This window comes from Bartonella refiksaydamii (assembly GCF_902652675.1).
Classification (GTDB): Bacteria; Pseudomonadota; Alphaproteobacteria; order Rhizobiales; family Rhizobiaceae; genus Bartonella; species Bartonella refiksaydamii.
In genome coordinates, this window is the sequence record NZ_LR736289.1 from 143029 (window position 1) to 160532 (window position 17504).

Sequence of the window (17504 nt, forward strand, 5' to 3'; positions counted from 1 at the left end):
TGTTCTTTGTAAATGAAGGTTTTTTCCCTTAATAACCCAACAAATACAGAAAAAATTACTGAATATCATTCAGAATCTAGAGGCTCCACACCTTTCGGAATACCTTTATCTGAAAGCTGAATCTTTTCAACTTTAGCTTCAGCTACCTTCAAGAGTTTTTCACAATGTTTTTTAAGAGCTTCACCACGCTCATAAATATCAATTGATTGTTCTAAAGGGACATCCCCACGTTCCAAATTTTCAACTATAATCTCAAGCTGCTTAAGTGCTTCCTCGAAACTTAATGCAGTAACGTCTTCCTTTTGTATCTCTTTTTTCATACAAACCTCATAAGATATCTGTTCTGGATATGCGAATGCCAAAACCCTCTAAACCAACATAATGACGTTCTTTAGAAGCATAAACAATAACGGAACTAATCCCTAAATGTTTTAGAATTTGCGCTCCTAAACCAATTTGGCGCCATTCTTCTTCGCGTTCAATCGCCTGCGCGTGGTTTTCTAAACCTCTCATTGCCTTTGTCTGACCGTTAATAACTGATTGCACACCAATGGATCCTTCACGCAAATAAACAAACACACCACGTTTCTCTTCTTGCACCATACGCCGCATGGTAACTGCAATCTCTGAAGAGTGACCAAAAACATCGTTTATAATATTTTCGCGATGCAGACGCACAGGAATATCTTCACCGTCACGGATATCACCAAAAACGATTGCAATATGCTGAACATTTTCCCAAGGAAGTTGATAACTTTGAAGAACGGCTGCCCCCGCTAATGTTTCAATAGGTATTTCTCCAACATGCCTGATCAACATCTCTTTACGCTGGCGGTAAGCGATAAGATCAGCAACCGTAATCACATGTAATTTGTGATCTTGCGCAAATTTCGTAACTTCATCCCCATGTTTAACACTGCCATCGTCATTCACCAACTCACCAATAACGCCAACTTGTGGTAGACTAGCTAATTTACATAAATCAACAGCGGCCTCCGTGTGGCCTGAACGCATAAGGACTCCCCCTTCATGTGCAATCAAAGGAAAAATATGTCCTGGACGAATAAAATCGCTCGCACCAGCATTCGAATTCGCAAGATTACGGACCGCTAATGCGCGATCATGTGCTGAAATACCCGTCGTTATTCCATGTTTAAAATCAACAGTAACAGTAAATTGGGTACGGTGCGCTGAATTATTATCTGATACCATAGGCGCAAGATTAAACCGTTGTGCTTCTTCTTTTGGCATAGGCGCACAAACAATACCCGTTGTGTGACGAATAATAAATGCCATTTTTTCTTCTGTACAATGGACAGCTGCAACTGTTAAATCACCTTCATTCTCACGACCGTCATCATCTGTAACCACAACGATCTCACCGCGTTCAAAAGCCCTAAGGGCAGAAACGACTTTTTTCTGATCATATATCATCACGTTCCTTTTAACCACAACCAACCTGACCACGATGTCTCAGATAATGATCAGCAATAGCACAAGCGACCATCGCTTCCCCAACAGGAACAGCACGAATCCCAACACACGGATCATGACGCCCTTTCGTGATAATATCTACATTATTACCATCAATATCAATGGAACAACGAGGCGTTAAAATTGATGACGTAGGCTTCACAGCAAAACGTGCAATAATTGGCTGTCCACTCGATATTCCACCTAAAATACCGCCAGCATGATTAGATAAAAAAAGTGGTTTCCCATCATTTCCCATACTCATTTCATCTGCATTTTGTTCTCCTCGCAAGCGAGCTACTGCAAAACCATCCCCTATTTCTACACCCTTCACCGCATTAATTGACATGAGTAACGATGCAATATCTTGGTCAAGCTTTGCGTAAATAGGTGCCCCTAACCCCGCTGGAACATTTTCTGCAACAATCTCAATAAGAGCACCAACTGATGAACCAGCTTTCCGTAATTTATCGATATAATCACTAAAAACATGCACTATTTCTGCATCAGGCGTAAAAAAAGGATTGTTATCAACTTCTAACCAATCCCAATGATTGCGATTAATATTATGAGGACCAATTGCTATCACCGCTCCCCGTACAATCAAACCAGGAACAATTTTACGAGCAACAGCACCTGCCGCAACACGTGCTGCCGTCTCACGCGCTGAAGCCCGCCCTCCACCTCGAAAATCACGGATACCATATTTCACATCATAAGTATAATCTGCATGACCCGGACGGTACTGATGAGCAATTGAGCCATAATCTTTAGAACGCTGATCCATATTTCGAATCAAGAGGGAAATTGGCGTACCCGTTGTCACCAATGTTAGCCCATCATCTTGAACAATAGTTCCTGAAAGTACTTCTACTTGGTCTAGTTCTCGACGCTGCGTTGTATATTGAGATTGTCCTGGTCTACGTTTATCAAGATAGGCTTGAATTTCTGAAAGAGTAAACGTAATTCCCGGAGGGCAACCATCGATAACGCACCCAAGAGCAGCGCCATGACTTTCACCCCATGTCGTTACACGAAACAAATGACCAAATGTATTATGCGACATAAAAAATGATCCGCTCCTCCGTCAAATATACGCCATTACAGCCTTTTTCAAAGAATATCACAGCCGTTTTAAATTCGGTCAAGTCACCGTTGTAAAAGAAAATTTTGTAAAAAACTTTATTCTTTAACGACAGAAATGTCTGGCGCATCGACAGCTTTCATACCTATGATATTATAACCTGAATCCACATGATGCACTTCACCCGTAACAGAACGAGACAAATCTGAAAGAAAATAAAGCGCAGAATCACCTACCTCTTCAATTGTCACCGTACGACGTAAAGGAGCATTATATTCATTCCATTTTAAGATATAACGGAAATCACCAATCCCCGAAGCAGCCAACGTTTTGATCGGCCCAGCAGATAGAGCATTAACACGAATATGCTGTGGTCCTAAATCCACTGCTAGATATTTTACGCTTGCTTCAAGAGCTGCTTTTGCTACTCCCATTACATTATAGTTAGGAACAACCTTTTCTGCACCATAATAGCTCAGTGTTAAAATGGAGCCTCCATCCGACATCAATTTCTCTGCACGCTTTGCCAAAGCCGTTAAGGAATAAACGGAAATATTCATGGTCATCGCAAAATTTGATTCGCTAATATCAATATAACGACCGCTTAATTCGTCTTTATCAGAAAAACCAATGGCATGAACTAAAAAATCGAGCTTGCCCCATTTCTTCTCTATTACTTTAAAGACTGAATCAATAGTTGCACTATCAGAGACATCACAATGACCGCAAACCAACCCTTTTACTTGCTCAGTCAAAGGCTCAACACGTTTCCTCATCGCCTCACCCTGATAGGTAAAAGCAAGCTCTGCTCCTGCAGCGCTTGCCGCTTTAGCTATTCCCCAAGCTATAGAGCGATTATTGGCTAATCCCAAAATTAAACCACGCTTTCCGTACAATAAACCATTACCCTTAGCCATCAGCACTGCCCCATTGTTACCTAAAATTAATATTGTTTATCTGCCTATGACATAGGTCAACTTTTTCTTCAAGCAATTGGTTTCAAATCAAACAAAAACTATGCTTTTATATAATTAAAAAATTAACCTTTTCGCATCTGCAGGAACTGTTCTAATGCTGCATCTCTACCTTCCGGCAACATGACACGAACATGCACATAAAGATCATCTCTTTTGCCGTTTTTTAAACGAAGCCCTTTTCCTTTCAACCGTAAAACACGATCAGAGCTTGACCAAGCTGGAATAGTCAAAACCACACGCCCTTCCAAAGTCTCAACTTCTTCTTTTGCTCCCAGAACAGCATGTGTAAGAGAGACTGGTAAATCAAGATGGAGTGCCCTTCCTTCAACCCGCAAACGAGGATGTTTTTGAATATATATAGTTACCAACGCATCTCCTGCTTGCCCATAAGCCACCTCTTCTCCTTGTCCTTTTAAGCGAATAATTTGACCATCTTCAACATAATCTGGAAGTTTAATTTTTAATTTTTTTCCATTAGGAAAAATTGCTTCCACCTTTTCTGCACCAACCATTTGCTCCAATGTAACGGAAAGATTGGCACGAACGTGCGCCCCTTGTTGAGATCGATCATATTTTGCAGAATTTGAAAAACCTCCTCCTCTCCTAAATAGATCGCGAAAAATATCACCCGCATCAAAACCTGCGTTGCCTGAAGAACCAAAATCAAAACCTTTTGCTCCTCCTGAAAAAGGATTGTGACTATTTCTAAAATTTTCTCCAGCACCATAGGCTTGATACAGTGGTTTTCCTTCCATATCAATTTCACCACGGTCAAATTGCGCTTTTTTGTCTTTATCACCTATAATTTCATAGGCTTGATTAATTTCAGAAAACTTTTCTTTAGCCTTTGCATCATCCATATTGTGATCTGGATGATATTTCTTTGCTAATTTTCTGAATGCCGACTTAATCTCTTGCGGTTTTGCGGTACGTGCCACACCCAGAATCGTGTACGGATCACGCATATTGCCCTCTTTTCAATTTTTGTGTTTTCAAAATATTAACTGATATGTTTTTCAATATTCCTCACAGCTTCATCAATCTCTTCTAAAGAATGATTTTCTCTCTTTATATGTCTATAAAGAAACTAAAATACCAGATAAAATAAATATTTTATTTAATATAGCGCATTGTTTTCTACGCTAATAACAAAAATGATTAAGATACCATCCTACATAGGATATAATAGCATTGGCTTTTTGAAATAAGAGAAAAACAGCGCTTTATTCCTTAATGACAAAGTAAGTTAAAGAGCTTCTCAGTCATACTTGCCGACATTTGGAGATCCTATGAACAATAAAATACAAACAGACGACGATTTTATGCAAATGCAAAAACCTTTTGCGCTTTTTGAAAAGTGGTTTGAAGAAGCAACATTAAGCGAAATAAATGATCCTAATGCTATGGCATTAGCAACAGTTGATGAAATGGGTTTGCCTAATGTTCGCATGGTTCTTCTCAAAGATTACAATCCCCAAGGCTTCGTCTTCTACACCAACTATGAAAGCCAAAAAGGACAAGAAATTTTAAAATCAATGAAAGCATCCTTAGGTTTTCATTGGAAATCGCTCCGTCGGCAGATCAGAATTAGGGGAGTTGTTGAAAAAGTCAGTGATCAAGAAGCAGATGCGTATTTCCAATCACGTCCACGAGGTAGCCGAATTGGAGCATGGGCGTCCAAACAATCTCAACAATTAAAAAACCGTTTTGTCCTCGAAAAAGCAATTGCCCAATATACCGCGCGTTATGCAATAGGAAATATCCCGCGTCCACCTTATTGGTCTGGATTTCGCGTTAAACCCCTTTCTATCGAATTCTGGCGTGATCGCCCATTTCGTTTACATGACCGCTTGCTTTTTACACGTGATTCTGTTGAACATGATGATTGGAAAAAGCAAAAACTTTATCCCTAATTTTTCAAACTTTAATTATTGTTGAAGACTTCGTTTTTATAACAATTTAAAAAACTCTTTGCGAAATGAAGAATAGATCTTTGTTATGAAACTTGACTGATAACCACTTTTTCCACTATGCTCTTTGAAAAAAGGTTACAATTACAAACTCATCCAAGCAAGAATGTATATTCTGTTAAAAAATCGGTAAAGTGTCACCAATAATATTATAATGGAGCGTAAGAAGATAACATGATCTTGCACGTCTCAATCCTAATGAAATTAGGTAAAAATGCATGATTTGAATTAAGATTAAGAGTGGTTGATTCACTTACTCTTACTAAGGTTTGTTTTCAGTTTATCTGATAAAAACGAGGACTTCGACAAAATTGCAATTTTGTTATTGGAAAGAGCTCTAAAGCTGAGATACATAGCTTAGCTATAAATGCAAACAGACACAAAAACTGCAAAAATAAGAAATTTCATCCTTGGCTTTTTATTTTCTTCTCTTCCAACGTCGCATAGCATATGATTTTACTTTTAATTTATTGTAACTAAACAAAAGAATAAAGCATCTTCCATATACCACCGCATATCAAACCAACAAAAATTATAAAACCAACAAATGAATTTGATTTAAAAAGCTTCAGGCATTGTGAACTATCATTTATATCAATCTCTTTAATTTGAATAAACATGTGGATGCTTGCCATAAAAATTCCTAAGAAGCTGAGAACAGGAACTTGCGCCAAATAAAATGCTAAGCTAACGAGCACCACAAAACTACCATACAAAAATATCAAAGCACGCTTGGTACCTTCATCAAAAAGAAGTGCCGTGGAACGTACACCAATCGTAGCATCATCTTCCTTATCCTGATGCGCGTAAATTGTATCATACCCTATCGTCCAAAAAATAGATCCCACATAAAGTAAAATTGGTGCCCAACTTAAGCTTCCAAACACAACTGCCCACCCCATTAATGCCCCCCAATTAAATGCAATACCTAAAAAAAACTGCGGCCAATATGTCACACGTTTCATAAAAGGATACACTGCAACCGCTATCAATGACGAAATACCTAGAAAAAAACTGAACTTATTAAATTGCGATAAAACAGCTAAACCGACCAAACATTGCAAGAGTATAAAAATTTTTGCCTGAAATCGGCTCACATGTCCTGTTGGCAATGGACGAGAACGTGTTCTCTCCACCTGAGAATCAATTTTATGATCAATAAGATCGTTCCAAGTACACCCTGCCCCCCGCATAGCTACGGAACCTAGAAAAAAAAGAAAGAGATACCAGAACCAATGAAGTAACATTGTTAAAAAAGGATATCGATGCATTTCATAAGAGAGAAAAGCCATTGTTGTTGACCAAAAACAAGGCCACATCAATAACTGCCATCCGATAGGCCGATCCCAACGTGCCAATTGAGCGTAAAACCACAATGAACGGGGAAGAAAATTGTAGACCCACTGTTTGGAGGAGGCATCCATTACCCTTCCCTGACTTTCACAGGATTGAATATGTGCAATATCTTTACTTTTTTTCATCACATAATTTTACCTTTAGTCTTGCGATAGAGGCATTTCATTCTTATGACGAGAAAACGCATTTAATCATCTTCTGTAATAGGAGCAAGCAATGAACATTCTTCTTATCGGCTCAGGTGGACGAGAACACGCTTTAGCATGGAAAATAGCAACATCACCACTACTAACAAAATTATATTGTGCTCCGGGGAATCCTGCAACAATGGAACTTGGTGAAAATATTGATTTGAATATTGATGATCATCCTCTCGTTATTGATTTTTGTAAAGCACATTCTATTGATCTCGTGATTGTTGGACCAGAAGCTCCATTAGTGGCGGGTATAACAGACTCTCTTAATAGTGCCAATATCTGTGTATTTGGACCTACTCAAAAAGCTGCTCAATTAGAAGGTTCAAAAGCTTTTACAAAGGATTTATGCCGTAAGAATAATATTCCTACTGGAACTTACCAATGCTTTAATGATGCTACAAAAGCCAAAGCCTATATTCATCAACAAGGTGTTCCCATTGTCATTAAAGCTGATGGCTTAGCTGCCGGTAAAGGTGTTGTTGTTGCAACGACTGTGGAAGAAGCATTTAACGCAGTTGATGCTTGCTTTAAAAGTACATTTGGCAATACAGGAGAAAAAATTGTTATAGAATCTTTTCTTGAAGGTGAAGAAGCAAGCTTCTTCTGTCTTTGTGATGGTAAAATTGTTCTTCCTTTTGGATCTGCTCAAGATCATAAACGTGTAGGCGATGGAGATACTGGAGCAAATACCGGTGGCATGGGAGCTTATTCACCAGCTCCCATCATGACCAAGGAAATGGTTAGTCGTACCCTTAAAGAAATTGTTGAACCAGCTCTACACAGTATGAACAAAATGGGGGCTCCCTTTAAAGGGATCCTCTTCGTCGGATTGATGATAACGCAAAAAGGACCTGAATTAATTGAATTTAACGTACGATTCGGCGATCCTGAATGTCAAGTTTTAATGATGCGATTAAAAGATGACATTCTTCCACTTCTTCTTGCCGCAGCTCAAGGGAATCTTGAAAATAAAACCCTTCAGTGGTCTGAAAAAACTGCCTTAACCGTTGTTATGGCCGCTAATGGTTATCCAGACTCTCCCCAAAAAGGTACTGTTATTCGTAATCTTGATAAAGTGAACGCTTTTTCTGATGTAAAAGTTTTTCAAGCCGGAACAGCATTACACAATGGAAAACTCATTGCTAATGGTGGACGCGTTTTAAATATAACAGCAATAGGGGAAACCATTACCCAAACGCAAAAACGCGCCTACGAAGCTGTTGATTGTATTGATTGGCCAGAAGGTTTTGTCCGCCGCGATATCGGATGGCGAGCTATTGCACGAGAAAGCTAAATCGTTTGAGTAGTCTTTTTCATAATTTCACATAATAGCATAACGCACACATCTGCTTACTATTCTATATTGTTCATGATTTTAAAAAAATACTGACTATGCAATTTTGATTGTAACCCCGTGATTATCTTGTTGCTTATCTAAGCTTGGAAACAAGTGCCATGCGCTGTCATTGCCTTTGCATAGAGAAAACCCGTGAAATTTCCTCTATTATAACTTACCAACGTATGTTGTCAAACAGAGCTCTCACACAGCTAATAAAATGTAACATATAACGATACAGTAAAAATAAATGCATCTAACAGCACAATAATAAAAAATGAATGTGCGCCAATACTACTGTAGCGCAACTCGATTTGCGATCACCAAACGTAAACCTAATGGATTGCTACAACGAAGTGAAAAATACTTTTGTTTAGAATGCATCGTCGTACCAAAAAAACGACGTAAATCAGAACGATCTTTGACAACCATAACACGATTATCTTCATTGATCATAAGCATAGGAAGGCCATAAGTATCCGCCCATAATCGCCAATCTAGAAGAACATTATTCAAATCTCTAGAAACTAAAAGCGGGATGCAAGTTTCCTCATCTGCATGAAACAACTCTAATGCAACAGCTTTTTCTCCTGAACGCGTTTTTACAGCGCGCGCCGCAATTCCTTTAAAATGATAAGACGGCACTAAACGTGATAAACTCGAGAGAGTATCCATTTTAAAAAAAACACCGCGCTCATTTAACGAACAAATTATTTGATTGCCTGTTTTTGATGAAAAATATGCCGTTGTTTGTGGCAAATGGCACGGATCTAACCGAAACTCAAGCACCGCTTTTGCCTGATTAAAGCATTGATTAGCCATATATAGTGTCCCAATTTATTTTAAATAATATACACCCTTTAACAGCTTTTCCCCACTGGATTATTAAAAGATTGAATAAAAAACAACTGATTTCTTTTTTTGGTTATTGAATTCTAAACAAAAACACGTGACAAAATTCATTTTTCTCGAATTATAATATTTTTCTAGGATTCATAATCCCTAAAGGATCGAGCATTTTCTTAATCCCTTGCATAATATCCAACGCAACAGGTGATTTGAAAGCGCGAAGTTCCTCACGCTTAAGTTGACCAATTCCATGCTCAGCAGAAAATGCACCTTGATAATGCATTACTAGACTATGAATCCGGTGATTCATTTGTGACCATAATTGCAAAAACGCTGCAGTATCAGCTCCAACAGGCTGCGTAATATTGTAATGAAGGTTCCCATCGCCCATGTGTCCAAAACAAACCACCCGCGCTCCTGGAGCAATATCTTCAACAATATGTGCTGCCTCAGCGATAAAATCAGGAATAGAAGCAAGAGGCACCGCAATATCGTGCTTAATAGACCCTCCCGCTAACTTCTGTGCAGATGATATACTTTCACGCAATTGCCAAAAAAAATCTTGCTGCTTTAATGATTGCGCAACAACTGCCTCTTCTATCACAGCATTCTTTAAAGATTCTTCCAAAATAACACTTAGTACTGATAATGCCTCTGCATCGCTCTGCAATGATGAAATATTAATCAATACATACCATTCATGCTCATGCTCAAGAGGAAGCTTCTTACACATCTTGTAGTTTAAAGCCATTTGCAAGCTAATTTTTCCCATAAGCTCAAAGCCAGTTAACATCCCTCCTCCATGACATTGAGCAAGAGATAAAAGAGCTAGAGCCTTCGCTGGACTATCCAAGCCTACCAAAGAAACTGCTTTTCCTTTAGTCCTTGGAAAAAGCTTTAAAACTGCTGCTGTTATAATGCCTAAAGTGCCTTCCGCACCAATAAAAAGGTTTTTCAAATCATAGCCGCTATTGTCTTTCTTTACAAAACGCAAATCATCCAAAATACGGCCATCAGGCAAAACAACTTCTAAACCAAGACAAAGCTCACGCATATTGCCATACGCTATAACAGCGGTCCCTCCAGCGTTAGATGAGAGATTTCCCCCTATCTGACAAGAACCTTCTGAAGCCAGAGAAAGAGGAAAAAAACGACCAGATTCATCCACTTTTTTCTGTAAATTTTGTAAAATAACACCAGCTTCCACCACAGCAAAATTACCCTCAAGATTAAGACATCTAATCTTATTTAATCGTTCCATAGATAAAAGAACGCCACACCCTTTTTCATCTGGCAGTTGACCACCTACGAGACCTGTATTCCCCCCCTGAGGTACAATCGGCGTGTGTGTTTGGTTAGCTAGTCGCATAATTGATGAAACCTCCGCTGTGGAAGATGGACGTAAAAGCAACTGTGTTTTTCCATGAAAAAGCCCACGTTCATCAATCAAATATGGTGCGATCAATGCCTGATCCGTTACAGCATGTGCCACGCCAACAATTTTTCTAAAGCTCTCAATTAGCTCCTGCTCCATCTTCATTCCTCCTTTGGAGCTGCAGCACGTATTAAACGATCATTAATAGCCTCACCTAATCCATATGACGGAATAGGCTCCACTGCAATACATCTCACCTTGAGTGCATCCAATTCCTTCATGTATTGAAATAAATGACAAGCAGCTTCTTCCAACTTCCCTCTTTCGCTAAGATTTAAAACAGAAACGGCGTTTTCACTATGTGCAATGCGTTTAGGTCCAAATGCTAAAAGCGCTTCACTACTTTCTACCTTTTGCACATTCAAACGCACCGCCGCATTGGGTGCATAATGCGATTTTAACATACCAGGCGCCTCAATCGCAGCTCGTTGATCTATCCGTTTCAGCGATTTTTCTGCAACTTTTTCAATCTCTTCAGCCGGAAGCCCTCCAGGACGTAAAAGATAAATACTTTCATTACAAACCTTAATAATCGTTGATTCAAGCCCTATTTTAGAAGGTCCTCCATCAAGTATCAGAGGAACAGATTCCCCTAAAGATGCAAAAACAGCTTCAGCCGAAGTGGGACTAAGACATCCTGATCTATTTGCACTAGGAGCAGCGAGAGGTCGACCAAAACATTGTACAACTTCTGCAAAATGGCTATCTGGAAAACGAACAGCCAATGTATTCAAACCAGAAGTAGTTAAAGGATGGATATTATGCTGTGTCTTTAAAGACAGAACTAACGTCAAAGGCCCTGGCCAAAATACCTCCATCAATCGACGCGAAAGAAAATCAATTTCAACGTAGCGTTCCGCCATGCTAATACTGCTTACATGCGCAATAAGAGGATTAAATTGTGGTCGCCTCTTTGTGAAAAAAATAGAAGACACTGCCCTCCCATTGGTTGCATCACCTGCCAGTCCATAGACAGTTTCTGATGGTAGAGCCACTAACTTCCCTTGTTTAAGAAGTGCAACTGCCTCTTTTATCGAAGCACTATTGAGAGGAAGAATTGTCATAACCTATCATCCCTATAGCGCTCTTTGCGTGATATTATACTCCTTTTCATTCATATATCCCATTGATTTTTATATTTTTTCAAGGTACAGGGTTCGTAAATAAAGGTTAGGGAATAGTTTTTTTCCAACATGTCTCTACAAAACATATCTTGTTTTGGCAACTTCCTCCATTAATTTTTTGAATTCTGCTAAGTCTTCTTGTGAAAAAACATTTAAAATTCTAACAGACATGTCAACAATTTCATAACTCAAAGAATTTAAAGGCTTTATTGCAAAACTCTCACGACAAATATGTGCTTCTTTTTTCATAGAGAGAAGCAGTCTCATTGTAGCTTGACAGCAAGTCTTGCATAATTTGCCACTAGGTTATGCAGCAATTTATTTTTTTCACAGGGTTTTCACGAGAGTCTCAAAGGGGCTTCAAAGGTCCTTCAAAGTATTTTCCAAGACCTTTCAAAGCCTTCTCTCATTTTTAGCACTAAATTCCGATTTTTACGATTTTTCACTCTTTTTTGCAATTTGGGGTGTCAAAATCCATTTTGACAAAACGCGCATTTAATGGTAAAAAACACGCATAAAAACAACAAATTACCACTTATCCTAACTAATCAGACCTCTCCCCACTTAGTACAAAACCTACTGTCAAACTACAAGTTCATGGAACCTATGGAACGTAAGAGTTTGTCGACAACTAGAAAAGCGCACTTGCCGAATTACAAGGGCTTATACTTCCTAAATCCAAAACCGGTAAACTTGTTGAAGGGTCATTTGCATGGCTGCTTAAACAGTATTTTAATAGCTCAAATTGGCATAACCTTGCTAAAGCTACGAAAAGGCAAAGAGAACTCATCCTTATGAAGGTATGTGATACTATAGGAAATATTCCATACCAAGCAATCGAAAAGAAACATATCATAGCCGATGTTGAACGGCGCAAAGAAACACCAGCAATGGCTGTAAGTTTTCTAAAAGCACTTAAAGGGCTTTTTAAGTGGGCAATTGAACAAGATCTTTTAGAAAATAATCCAACTTTAGGGGTCAAAAGAACTGCGTGCAAAAAAACAAGCGGCTTTCCTGTTTGAACAGAAGAAGATGTTGAAAAATATTATAAACAATGGACTTCAGGTACGCATGAACGCGTCTGGATTGATGTTCTTCTTCACACGGGTTTGCGTCGTGATGATACGGTACGAATTGGTTGGAAAGATGTCAAAGATAATATCGTTCATCTTAAGATAGAGAAAAGCAAATATCAAACAGATGTTTTTCTCCCAATTTTGACTGAATTAGCAGAAACTCTTAAAATTGGTCCTATTGGTGAAGAAACATTTATTTGTAGCAAATGCGGAAAAAAACATCTAAAGATAACTTTAGCAAAATGTTTTATAAAGCATGCAACCAAGCAGGTATTAAAAAATCAGCACATGGTTTGAGAAAACTAGCAGCAACACATGCTGCTAATTCAGGGGCAACGGTATCACAATTGAAAGCACTTTTTGGTTGGACGGACGACAGCATGCCATCCCATTATACAAAGAGCGCAGATCGCAAAAGATTAGCACTAGAAGCGATAAAAAAGCTCCAAAAAAAATTAGGGATTGAGGCAAAAAAACATAATAAAATCAATAACCACTAAATCCCTTGCTCTTATAATAAGTTATTGATTTTAACCACATTTCCTACCCTTTGAGTGGTGCAAAACTATAACGATGTAATCCCACAACTGGCCCGTATTTATTAAGAGCCGCACGATGCGCTGGCGTTGCATAACCTACATGCTTTTCTAAACCATAATCTTTATAAACTTGTCCTGCACATTCCATCATCCGATCACGCGTCACTTTGGCAATAATAGACGCTGCTGCAATTGAAACCGAACGCTGATCACCTTTAATCAAAGCTGTTGCCGAACATGGCAGCTTGGAAGGAATATCACGTCCATCAATGAGTGCATAATGTACCGGAATTGCTAATCCTGTAATACAACGACGCATCGCTTCTAAAGTTGCTTTTCTAATATTAGACTGATCAATCGTACGGGCACAAAGACTAGCAACTGAAATCGCTAATGCACTTTGCAAAATTTTATTATATAGCTTCCTACGTTGTAGAATAGAAAGTTTTTTTGAATCATTTAGCCCATCAGGAATATGGTCTTTATCCAAAATGACTGCTGCTGTCACGACAGGCCCAGCGAGAGGTCCACGTCCGACTTCATCAACACCCGCTATATAAAAAAAACCCTGTTTCTGCAAATCCAATTCACGTGAAAAATTTGGCTGAAGCGGTAAATTAAACATCTTTCATAAATCACAAATACAATAAAACCACATTTTTGTAGCCTGCCTCTTTTCTGCAAGCCCTACAGGGTAAAAAGCTTACCAAACATCTTAGTGAACTCTTGCACAGACATAAAAACAAAAAAACTCAATACAGAATACCCTGCACTGCATTTGATTCCTCTTTTAGCGTATTATCCTAGCATGTACTAACTTGATCTGAAAAATAAAAAACGCCTACTCTCTTGCTTAATCTCTCTATTATACATAACAGAATCTTTATTAAGCAAATCTTTTACCTTTATATTTGTCTCTTAAGTCTTTCCTAAAGTCATGATAGGTTTCACAAACCAATTTGGATGCAGTAATTTGATAAAAAAAGCTGCCTTTTGGGCTGCTTGTTGATCTTTAAAAATACCAAAGCAAGTTGCCCCCGTCCCAGACATACGAGAAAAAAGAGAGCCACATTCATCTAATATAGATAACACTTGTGTTAATTGAGGTGCAATTTTTAAAGCAGGAGCAAAAAGATCATTACGCGTTTCCCTCAAAGCTTCAACTAATGAATCAACAGTCTTTAAGGCTACGGGATCAATTTTTAGAGGAGAATGATTGCAATTTTCTAAAGCCATAAAAACAGCTTTCGTTGCAATTTGTTGACCATGATTAACCAATACCATTGCAAGAGAACAAGTGTCTTTTAGTCGTGTAATATCCTGCCCAATTCCTTTCACAAAAAGTGACTGCTGATATTCCAATGCAAAAAGACACATTGGCACATCAGCGCCAAGCTCTAAACTCATTTTTGCTAATTCTTCACAAGAACAACCAAGATTCCACTGCTGACGCAATAGACTCAAAACAGCGGCCGCATCACCAGAACCACCACCAATGCCTGAAGCAACAGGTAACGTTTTAACAAGTTGAAAAAAGATAGGTTTAGCACTTTCAGGAAAATTTTTGCGCATAAAATCATGTGCGCAAATAACTAAATTATCTGAACCAGAAGCAAGCTCATCCGCAAAAGGACCCGTCAAAATGAAGTGATCCCTTATAAAAGGTGCACAACCTAAACAATCACCGCTAAGACTAAAATAAATCAAACTTTCTATTAAATGATAACCATCAGAGCGCTGTCCTACAACATGTAAAGCTAAATTCAATTTAATGGGTGTAAATACATAAGAATGTCCTCTGAATGGAGCTTGTACATCCGATATCATCTGACGTCATATTCGCCTGTATAAGGATCCTTTACCAATGTGTTCCTTTTACCCGTATTTTGCGTAGCTTCGACACGGTAAATACCCCGCAATCGTTTCCTCAAAAAACAACAAAGAAGGAGGACTATAATACAAAACAAACTGAATGCAATTCGTATCATTTCAAGGCTTTTTACCTCTCACCACTGCTATTTCAGTAAAATTATTAATTAAATTTAGCATATTATAGAATCACTATTATAATCATAAACCATAACGCTGCCAAAGCGCGCGCTCTTCCACCGCTGCCAATGCACTATCAACTGCTGTATAAATTACATCAGCAGTAACTCCTGAAGGAATTTTAGGCCCCAGAAAACTTTTTGGAGGAGCAATTAATCGCAGTTTGGTATCATCTCCAAAACGCTCTTTAATAACAGAGCGTACATCATTCAATCCGTCAACGAGACCAAGTTCAAGGCCTTTCTTTCCACTCCAGAACATTCCTGTAAAAATATTTGAGTCGTCTGATAATTTTTCTCCACGCCGTTCCTTAACTAAATCGATAAAAGTTTGGTGAACTTCGAGTTGTAGAGATTTTAAATGCTCAACATCCACCTTTTTTTCTGGCTGGAAAGGATCTAATGTAACCTTGTTCTTTCCTGCTGTATAAACGCGCCGCTCGACGCCAATTTTCTTCAAAAGCTCAGTAAAACCAAAGGAAGCTGAGACAACTCCAATGGAGCCAACAATTGAGGAAGGATCAGCAAAAATTTCATCCCCAGCACAAGCGATCATATAACCACCCGATGCTGCAACATCTTCAATGAAGACAAGAACTTGTTTATTCTTTTTCTCAGCTAAATCACGAATACGCTTAAAAATAAGACGCGATTGCACAGGTGATCCACCAGGAGAATTAACAACGATGGCAATAGCTGGTGCTTTTTTGTAAGAAAAAGCCTTGTCTAAAAGATTGGCACACCTGCCCAACGAAAGAGTACGTGCTATCAATGAAGTTGAATCCAGAATTGCTCCATGAAGACGCACGACAGGAATTTCAGGTTTACTGGAACAAAAACGGTTTGGAACAAGATTTTTGATAAAATCCATCAAAATAGACTTTCCTTATAAGTTAGGGAAAAAGACAAGGGAATAAAAAAGGGAGAGCATAACTGAACAGAAAAGTGCAGAAACAGCTCCAAAATGCAAACTCACAGCCGATTTCATCCATAATAAAAATCTCCTAAAAAGCTAAAAGTTTAACCCGAATTTAAATAATAAATTGAAAAACACAAGATATTATTTAAAAAATTCCCACAAACTTATGCGTCCATTATTAATAGCATCAATCCAAGGTGAAAAAGCATGATCACCACTCTCATGCATAACTAACGCCGGCAATACAGATAGATTCGCTCTGCTTCCTCGTTTTGCATAAAATAAAAAGCGAATTGCTGCCGTTGCAGCGCGTGCGTGAATAGGAATTATACATATACCACCAAAGCGCCCCTCTGAAGCACGCAATACGTCAATCAACGATTGCGGACGTGCAATTAGCCCTAAATACCCGCCCGGCTTAACAATCGCCGCTGCACCCCGCAACCAATTATTAAACATAGCCTCAGGCATAACATGCGCCTCAAGCTTTTGTTTATCGGGTGTTTTGCGATCAGAAGGACTATTAAAAGGTGGATTCATAATTGCAAAATCAAAAGAATTATCCGCTAATCCTGCTTTTAAGCGTTCTTTGCCTTTAAAAGTAACATCTGCTTCTAACAAGCACACTCGCTTAGCAAGTTTCTTATTTTGTTCTAGCGTAAGCGTTTTTTTAGCGTAAGATGCCATAAAATCTGACCGTTCAACCAATGTAACATGAACCTCTAAACAACGCGAGGCGACCGCTAATCCAGCTGCACCAGCCCCAGCCCCTAAATCAACAACCTTACCCTTAAAATCATTGGGCACTAAACTGGCCAACAACATAGCGTCTACGCCAGAACGATGACCATATTTACGTGGTTGAACCAAATAAAAATTTCCACGATGAAAACCGTCAATTGTTTCATCATTTTGATTCGCTATTTCGTCCATTTAAAAACCTAATGTCCATCTTTATAAACTACATTTTTTACTATCAATTGCTGTTAAAAAACTGTTTCAAATTTTTCCCACAACTCCATTACAACAATATTACACAAGTTTTTAAAATATTCCTTGCCAATATCAACCAAGACTTCTGCTTCAAAATAACCATCAAAAGCTTGAGTCAAAACAAAAGC

At 38.6% G+C, this 17504-nt stretch carries 17 protein-coding genes and 1 pseudogene; 3 read left to right on the forward strand and 15 right to left on the reverse strand.

Features of this window, described 5'->3' with window-relative positions; all coding sequences use genetic code 11:
• Positions 1 to 65: 65 nt before the first annotated feature.
• From GQO39_RS00625 to GQO39_RS00645, 5 genes are all read right to left on the reverse strand, one after another.
• Positions 66 to 320 carry an exodeoxyribonuclease VII small subunit gene (locus tag GQO39_RS00625; RefSeq protein ID WP_007553097.1) on the reverse strand — a complete coding sequence of 85 codons (255 nt, stop codon included), beginning with the start codon at positions 318 to 320 and terminating at the stop codon, positions 66 to 68.
• 7 nt (positions 321 to 327) lie between these two features.
• Positions 328 to 1434 (reverse strand): 3,4-dihydroxy-2-butanone-4-phosphate synthase, encoded by a 1107-nt coding sequence (gene ribB, locus GQO39_RS00630; protein ID WP_156850503.1) that lies wholly within the window; start codon positions 1432 to 1434, stop codon positions 328 to 330.
• 10 nt (positions 1435 to 1444) lie between these two features.
• The gene (gene aroC / locus GQO39_RS00635) at positions 1445 to 2539 is read right to left on the reverse strand and encodes a chorismate synthase (RefSeq protein WP_156850504.1); all 1095 of its coding nucleotides are present in this window, start codon (positions 2537 to 2539) and stop codon (positions 1445 to 1447) included.
• Positions 2540 to 2655: 116 nt separating this feature from the next.
• Positions 2656 to 3474, reverse strand: coding sequence for an enoyl-ACP reductase FabI (fabI, locus tag GQO39_RS00640; RefSeq protein ID WP_156850505.1), 819 nt, complete (start codon positions 3472 to 3474; stop codon positions 2656 to 2658).
• 122 nt (positions 3475 to 3596) lie between these two features.
• Positions 3597 to 4499, reverse strand: coding sequence for a DnaJ C-terminal domain-containing protein (locus tag GQO39_RS00645; RefSeq protein ID WP_156850506.1), 903 nt, complete (start codon positions 4497 to 4499; stop codon positions 3597 to 3599).
• A 324-nt stretch (positions 4500 to 4823) separates the two neighbouring features.
• Between GQO39_RS00645 and pdxH the strand changes: the two genes are divergently transcribed.
• On the forward strand, positions 4824 to 5447 hold the full coding sequence (gene pdxH / locus GQO39_RS00650) for a pyridoxamine 5'-phosphate oxidase (protein WP_156850507.1): 624 nt from the start codon (positions 4824 to 4826) through the stop codon (positions 5445 to 5447).
• 533 nt (positions 5448 to 5980) lie between these two features.
• Here pdxH and ubiA read toward each other — a convergent pair.
• Entirely contained in the window at positions 5981 to 6985 is a 1005-nt protein-coding gene (gene ubiA, locus GQO39_RS00655; RefSeq protein ID WP_156850508.1) for a 4-hydroxybenzoate octaprenyltransferase, read from the reverse strand.
• A gap of 91 nt (positions 6986 to 7076) precedes the next feature.
• Here ubiA and purD point away from each other — a divergent pair, with 91 nt between their 5' ends.
• Positions 7077 to 8351, forward strand: coding sequence for a phosphoribosylamine--glycine ligase (purD, locus tag GQO39_RS00660; protein ID WP_156850509.1), 1275 nt, complete (start codon positions 7077 to 7079; stop codon positions 8349 to 8351).
• Between the two features lie 336 nt (positions 8352 to 8687).
• Here purD and GQO39_RS00665 read toward each other — a convergent pair whose 3' ends face one another.
• From GQO39_RS00665 to GQO39_RS00680, 4 genes are all read right to left on the reverse strand, one after another.
• Positions 8688 to 9215, reverse strand: a complete 528-nt coding sequence (locus GQO39_RS00665; RefSeq protein ID WP_156850510.1) for a DUF6101 family protein — start codon at positions 9213 to 9215, stop codon at positions 8688 to 8690.
• Between the two features lie 151 nt (positions 9216 to 9366).
• Positions 9367 to 10776 carry an FAD-binding oxidoreductase gene (locus GQO39_RS00670; protein WP_156850511.1) on the reverse strand — a complete coding sequence of 470 codons (1410 nt, stop codon included), beginning with the start codon at positions 10774 to 10776 and terminating at the stop codon, positions 9367 to 9369.
• Positions 10777 to 10778: 2 nt separating this feature from the next.
• Positions 10779 to 11741 (reverse strand): L-threonylcarbamoyladenylate synthase, encoded by a 963-nt coding sequence (locus GQO39_RS00675; RefSeq protein WP_007553108.1) that lies wholly within the window; start codon positions 11739 to 11741, stop codon positions 10779 to 10781.
• A 135-nt stretch (positions 11742 to 11876) separates the two neighbouring features.
• Positions 11877 to 12050, reverse strand: a complete 174-nt coding sequence (locus GQO39_RS00680) for a hypothetical protein (protein ID WP_156850512.1) — start codon at positions 12048 to 12050, stop codon at positions 11877 to 11879.
• Between the two features lie 347 nt (positions 12051 to 12397).
• Here GQO39_RS00680 and GQO39_RS09015 point away from each other — a divergent pair.
• Positions 12398 to 13377, forward strand: a pseudogene (locus GQO39_RS09015) (tyrosine-type recombinase/integrase); the annotation flags it as partial.
• Between the two features lie 43 nt (positions 13378 to 13420).
• On the opposite strand, the gene rnhB reads toward GQO39_RS09015, so the two are convergent.
• From rnhB to GQO39_RS09375, 5 genes are all read right to left on the reverse strand, one after another.
• Complete coding sequence (gene rnhB / locus GQO39_RS00700; RefSeq protein ID WP_156850515.1) at positions 13421 to 14041, reverse strand: ribonuclease HII; 621 nt, start codon at positions 14039 to 14041, stop codon at positions 13421 to 13423.
• Positions 14042 to 14334: 293 nt separating this feature from the next.
• A complete protein-coding gene (locus tag GQO39_RS00705) occupies positions 14335 to 15243 on the reverse strand; it encodes a 4-(cytidine 5'-diphospho)-2-C-methyl-D-erythritol kinase (protein WP_156850516.1) in 909 nt (302 codons plus the stop codon).
• Between the two features lie 243 nt (positions 15244 to 15486).
• The gene (locus tag GQO39_RS00710) at positions 15487 to 16335 is read right to left on the reverse strand and encodes a S49 family peptidase (RefSeq protein WP_156850562.1); all 849 of its coding nucleotides are present in this window, start codon (positions 16333 to 16335) and stop codon (positions 15487 to 15489) included.
• 189 nt (positions 16336 to 16524) lie between these two features.
• Positions 16525 to 17316, reverse strand: coding sequence for a tRNA1(Val) (adenine(37)-N6)-methyltransferase (locus GQO39_RS00715; RefSeq protein WP_156850517.1), 792 nt, complete (start codon positions 17314 to 17316; stop codon positions 16525 to 16527).
• Positions 17317 to 17369: 53 nt separating this feature from the next.
• Positions 17370 to 17495 carry a hypothetical protein gene (locus GQO39_RS09375; RefSeq protein ID WP_256364618.1) on the reverse strand — a complete coding sequence of 42 codons (126 nt, stop codon included), beginning with the start codon at positions 17493 to 17495 and terminating at the stop codon, positions 17370 to 17372.
• Positions 17496 to 17504 lie beyond the last annotated feature (9 nt).